Annotated in this window: 6 protein-coding genes; 2 read left to right on the top strand and 4 right to left on the bottom strand. The window is 62.8% G+C overall.

The genetic code is table 11. The features are described from left to right. Positions 1 to 120: 120 nt before the first annotated feature. The gene (locus WCB02_RS30240; protein WP_423963754.1) at positions 121 to 552 is read right to left on the bottom strand and encodes a hypothetical protein; all 432 of its coding nucleotides are present in this window, start codon (positions 550 to 552) and stop codon (positions 121 to 123) included. Between the two features lie 168 nt (positions 553 to 720). Between WCB02_RS30240 and WCB02_RS30235 the strand changes: the two genes are divergently transcribed. Further along, positions 721 to 888, top strand: coding sequence for an RNA polymerase sigma factor region1.1 domain-containing protein (locus WCB02_RS30235; RefSeq protein WP_423963751.1), 168 nt, complete (start codon positions 721 to 723; stop codon positions 886 to 888). 105 nt (positions 889 to 993) lie between these two features. On the opposite strand, the gene WCB02_RS30230 is transcribed toward WCB02_RS30235, so the two are convergent. After that, on the bottom strand, positions 994 to 1,242 hold the full coding sequence (locus tag WCB02_RS30230) for a hypothetical protein (protein ID WP_423963749.1): 249 nt from the start codon (positions 1,240 to 1,242) through the stop codon (positions 994 to 996). 180 nt (positions 1,243 to 1,422) lie between these two features. Between WCB02_RS30230 and WCB02_RS30225 the strand changes: the two genes are divergently transcribed. After that, a complete protein-coding gene (locus WCB02_RS30225) occupies positions 1,423 to 3,939 on the top strand; it encodes a glycogen/starch/alpha-glucan phosphorylase (protein WP_423963746.1) in 2,517 nt (838 codons plus the stop codon). A 123-nt stretch (positions 3,940 to 4,062) separates the two neighbouring features. Here WCB02_RS30225 and WCB02_RS30220 read toward each other — a convergent pair whose 3' ends face one another. Together WCB02_RS30220 and WCB02_RS30215 are read right to left on the bottom strand one after the other, a co-directional pair. Further along, the gene (locus tag WCB02_RS30220) at positions 4,063 to 4,425 is read right to left on the bottom strand and encodes a hypothetical protein (protein WP_423963744.1); all 363 of its coding nucleotides are present in this window, start codon (positions 4,423 to 4,425) and stop codon (positions 4,063 to 4,065) included. A gap of 207 nt (positions 4,426 to 4,632) precedes the next feature. Beyond that, positions 4,633 to 5,271, bottom strand: a 639-nt coding sequence (locus tag WCB02_RS30215; protein WP_423963742.1) for a phosphoenolpyruvate carboxykinase (ATP), incomplete at its 5' end; no start/stop codon positions are given.

Raw genomic sequence — 5,271 nt, 5'->3', positions numbered from 1 at the left:
GCCGCGGCCCTTGCTCCGAAGCCGGCAACGGGGCGGGACAAGCGCGTTGACGTCGACTGAGCGAAAGAGATTCCGGGTGCGTGCTTGCGCGCGCCCCCCGGATGAGTCGCGGCGACCTATCTATCGCCCGACGATGACGCCGATCACGTTCGGCGCCGCCAGATATTTCTCCTCGATCGCCGCGCGGGCCGCGGCGCGGTTGTCCGGCGTGAGCAGCCCGCGCTTCTCGGCGAGGATCATCCAGCAATAGCCCCACCAGTCCGTCAGCATGCCCTGATCGTCGACCAGATCGTAGCCCTGCTCGGCGGCAAAGATGCGCGCATGCGCCTCGTCGAGCGTATCGAGGAAGGCGTGATCTTCGGCCGAAAACAAATCGTCGCAGATATCGTCGGTGGTATAGCCCCACACCGACATGCAGACCGCGTTGAACTCGCGGTCGATCTGGTCGTCGTCGACGGCACGCGTGCGCGACGCCTGGTGCAGCCGCGACAGCGTCCGTGCGAAGTCGGCGATGCGGGTCAGGGCGAAGGAATCGAAGGCGATGGTGGACATGTAGACCTCGCAAGACTGGGCAGACCATAGATGTGGTGTCGAGGCTTCTCGAATCACAATGATATATCAAAGGCTTGCTAAAGTGTTCTTAATTTGTTCCCAACCAACTTCTGTGACGGGAGACTCCTTCCATTGAGTAGAGACCTTCTTGACAAGAGGACGGACGAAATGGAGCGAGAAAGCATGATTCAAAGAGCCATCGAAATCGGCCTTCGAACAGGGTTTGTCACCTTTGATCAGCTCAACGAACTGATCGCCGACAAGCTCGAACCTGAGGATATCGAGGCCTTGTTCGGAGCTTTGAACGCCCAAGGAATCCAAGTCACAGACCAGTGAGGACGGCTCCGTGCCTTCGCTTTCCCGCTCTCGGGGCAATCCAGCCGCTGGCGGTTGTGGGGCCGCCTTCTTCGCGGGACGACGCGGATGAGAGCTGTTGCAACGTTACGTCGCCGCCGACAGCATGCTGTCGCCGCAATAGTCCGCCCAGAACCTTCCACCGCATTGCTTTCGGATCGCGGCGCAGCGCACAGCGGGCGTGGCATTTTGCGGAGCGCTGAACGCACAGCTCAGGCCGTCGGCGCTGCGGCCGGTTCTGTCGGCGGCGAACGCGGCGCTGGTGGCGGTGACACAGATGATCAGTAACATCGCCGCGATGATCTCGATGATCAGCCTTTCGATCATCAGTCTCATGGCACGCTCCCCCAAGGTTACGCGCTAAGCCTTTGCGGACATTCTATCACCAATCTGCCTGCAGCCAGACGGTCAAATCGGCCCAATCTTTGCATAAAAACAGGGCAGATGCACCGACCGGGTTTCGATCCCGGCCTAACCAGCGTATCATACAACAAACTCACAGTTCACGGGCTCAACGTGTCAGATCATTCCCTGGTTTTTTCCGTACCCAATCAGCCCGTTGACGAACTCGAGGTCGCCGAGATCAAGGGCGCCATCCTCACCAAGCTCCGGCTCACGGTCGGCAAGGATGCCGCCATGGCGACCCGGCACGACTGGTACAATGCGACCGCGCTGACGCTGCGCGACCGCATCGTGCATCGCTGGCTGACCGCGGAAAAGGAGAGCTACGACGCCGGCCGCAAGCGGGTTTATTATCTCTCACTGGAATTCCTGATCGGCCGGCTGTTCAGCGATGCGCTGAACAATATGGGACTGCTCAAGGTGTTCGACACCGCGCTCGGCGATCTCGGCGTCGGCCTTGCCGAGTTGCGGACTTGCGAGCCGGATGCCGCGCTCGGCAACGGTGGCCTGGGGCGGCTTGCGGCCTGCTTCATGGAAAGCATGGCGACGCTGGCGATTCCCGCGATCGGCTACGGCATCCGTTACGATTACGGCCTGTTCCGGCAAATCATCGATCACGGCTGGCAGAAGGAATATCCGGACGTCTGGCTGAGTTACGGCAACCCCTGGGAATTGCAGCGGCCGGAAGTGGTCCATCATGTCCATTTCGGCGGCGGAGTCGAACATGTCGACGACAAGGGTCGCGCCCGCGCCATCTGGCATCCGGCGGAAACCGTTCAGGCGATGGCCTACGACACCCCGATCGTCGGCTGGCGCGGCCTGCACGTCAATGCGCTGCGGCTGTGGTCGGCGCGCTCGCCCGACCCGCTCAAGCTCGATGTCTTCAATACCGGCGACTATCTCGGCGCCAGCGCCGAGGAGGCGCGGGCGGAATCGATCTGCAAATTCCTCTATCCCAATGACGAGAGTCCGGCCGGGCGGGAGCTCAGGCTGCGGCAGGAATATTTCTTCGTCTCGGCCTCGCTGCAGGACCTGGTGAAGCGGCATCTGTCATCCGACGGTCAGTTGCGCAGCCTGGCGCAAAAGGCCGCCGTCCAGCTCAACGACACCCATCCGAGCCTGTCCGTCGCCGAGCTGATGCGCATCCTGGTCGACCTGCACAATTTCCGCTGGGACGAGGCATGGAAGATCACGGTCGAGACCTTGTCCTACACCAATCACACGCTGCTGCCGGAGGCGCTGGAGAGCTGGCCGGTCGAACTGTTCGAGAAGCTGCTGCCGCGGCATCTGGAAATCATCTACCGCATCAACGGTCAGCATCTGGCGCAGGCGGAAGCGCGCTGCCCCGGCGACGTCGATTTCCGCGCCTCGGTCTCGCTGATCGACGAGAGAAGCGGCCGCAGAGTGCGGATGGGGCAATTGGCCTTTATCGGCTCGCACCGCATCAACGGCGTCTCGGCGATGCATTCCGACCTGATGAAGGACACCGTGTTCCACGATCTCAACCATCTCTATCCGGGCCGGATCACCAACAAGACCAACGGCATTACGTTCCGGCGCTGGCTGATGCTGGCCAATCCGAAACTGACCGAGCTGCTGCGCGCCGCCTGTGGCGAAACCGTGCTGGATGATCCCGGTCTGCTCCCGTCTGTCGAAACCTACGCCAGCGACAACGCGTTCCAGCAGCAGTTCCGCGATGTCAAGCACCAGAACAAGCTGGCCTTGGCGCGGCTGATCGGCGAACGCATGAACATCCTCGTCGATCCGTCGGCGCTGTTCGACGTCCAGATCAAACGCATCCACGAATACAAGCGGCAATTGCTCAACATCCTCGAGACCATCGCGCTGTACCAGGCGATCAAGGACGAGCCGCAGCGCGACTGGGTGCCGCGCGTCAAGATCTTCGCCGGCAAGGCGGCGGCGAGCTATCGCTACGCCAAGCTGATCATCAAGCTGATCAACGACGTCGCCGACATCGTCAACAACGATGCCGCGATCGGCGGGCGGCTCAAGGTCGTGTTCCTGGCCGACTACAATGTCAGCCTCGCCGAAGTGATCATTCCCGCCGCCGACCTGTCCGAGCAGATTTCGACCGCGGGCATGGAAGCCTCCGGCACCGGCAACATGAAGCTGGCGCTGAACGGCGCGCTGACCATCGGCACGCTCGATGGCGCCAATATCGAGATCCGCGACCACGTGGGCGCGGAAAACATCGCGATCTTCGGCATGGAGGCGATGGACGTCATGGTGCGGCGCAAGCAGGGCCTGGACGCCACCGACCTGATCCGGCGCACGCCGCAGCTGGCGCGCGCCATCAATGCCATCAGCAGCGGCGAATTCTCCCCCGACGAACCCAGCCGCTTCGAGGCGATCGCGCATGCGCTGCGCTATCTCGACCACTACATGGTCAGCGCGGACTTCGCGTCCTATTACGAGGCGCAGCGCGGCATCGACGCGCGCTGGCAGGTGACACCGGCCTGGACCCGCGCCAGCATCATGAATGTGGCGCGCATGGCCTGGTTCTCCTCCGACCGCACCATCCGCGAATATGCCGAGGAGATCTGGAACGTCCCGGTCCACCCGGCGCCGGTGGTGCAGGCCCCGGGCATGCAGCGTGGCGTCACGGGCTGAAGCGGCGGGTGGGGAGCGACGCCGTCGGACGTCATCGAATCCGGGTAAACAGGAGCGATAACGGCGCGCCATTGCGCGCCGACGCGGGGCGCAATGGCAGCCGCCGACGGCGGTGCGGCTCCATCAGGTGCTCAGCGTGGCGGACCCCTTGACCAGGCTGGTGTCACCGGTGGTGGGATCGGTCACGGCATTGGCGACCGTAGCCTGGCCTTTGCCGGTCAGCACGAATTTGGTGTCACCAATGCGAAAGGCCGAGTTTCCGATCAGAACCTGCTGATACTGCGTCGTCCCACCGCTCTGATATTTGACCTGGGCCTTGAAGCCCTTGACGTCGGAAATCGTGAGCTCGAATTTCTGATTGTTCGAATAGGTGCCGGTCCAGGTGCCCTGATAGCTGGCGGCACTGACCGGCGTGTACTTGGTGTTCGTCGTCGTCAGCGGCGCAGTGGCATAGGCATTCTGAAGAACGTTGAAAATGTCCGACATGGCAGGCTCCGCGCTGACGATCCTTTGGGGGCAGTACTGGGCACATTTGGTTAAGTCGGCGTTAACGGGGCACGCGTAGGGTCGGCGGAATCGAAAAGGGCGGCTCACATGAGCCGCCCTTTTTCAGAAGCTTAATCCGGAGGGTTCGCTCGCGACCGGGATTCCGGGATGGCTGCGGTTGCGGCGCCCCGGAATGACGCCAACGCGTTACTCGGCCGCGAGCCTAACGTCGGGGGCGGCGGCACGAACCTCGGCATCGACCTGGGCCTCGAACTTGGCAAAATTTTTCTGGAACATGCCGACCAGCGCGCGCGCGGTCTTGTCGAATTCGGCCTTGTCCTTCCAGGTCTTGATCGGATCGAGGATATGCGGCTCGACGCCCGGCAGCGAGGTCGGCACCGCGAAGCCGAAATAGCGGTCGGTGCGGAAATCGGCATGGCGCAGCGAGCCGTCGAGCGCCGCGGTCAGAAGCGCCCGCGTCACCTTGATCGGCATGCGGCGGCCGACGCCGTATTTGCCGCCGGTCCAGCCGGTGTTGACCAGCCAGCAATCGACATTGTGGTTGGCGATCAATTCGCGCAGCAGATTGCCGTAGACGGACGGATCGCGCGGCAGGAACGGCGAGCCGAAACAGGTGGAGAATTCCGGTTGCGGTTCGCTTCCGAGGCCGCGCTCGGTGCCCGCCACCTTCGCGGTGTAGCCGGACAGGAAGTGGTACATCGCCTGCGCCGGCGTCAGTTTCGCTATCGGCGGCATCACGCCGAAGGCGTCCGCCGCCAGCATCACCACATTCTTCGGATGCGGCGCACGCCCGCTGCGGGAGGCGTTCGGAATGAAGTCGAGCGG

The sequence above is a fragment of the Bradyrhizobium sp. genome (assembly GCF_049581145.1).
Lineage (GTDB): Bacteria > Pseudomonadota > Alphaproteobacteria > Rhizobiales > Xanthobacteraceae > Bradyrhizobium.
This window is presented reverse-complemented; position numbering and strand designations above follow the sequence as displayed.

Coding starts and splice junctions, on each gene's coding strand:
- WCB02_RS30240 (WP_423963754.1), bottom strand. CDS start 552: ATGTCCACCATCGCCTTCGATTCCTTCGCCCTGACCCGCATCGCCGAC.
- WCB02_RS30235 (WP_423963751.1), top strand. CDS start 721: ATGGAGCGAGAAAGCATGATTCAAAGAGCCATCGAAATCGGCCTTCGA.
- WCB02_RS30230 (WP_423963749.1), bottom strand. CDS start 1,242: ATGAGACTGATGATCGAAAGGCTGATCATCGAGATCATCGCGGCGATG.
- WCB02_RS30220 (WP_423963744.1), bottom strand. CDS start 4,425: ATGTCGGACATTTTCAACGTTCTTCAGAATGCCTATGCCACTGCGCCG.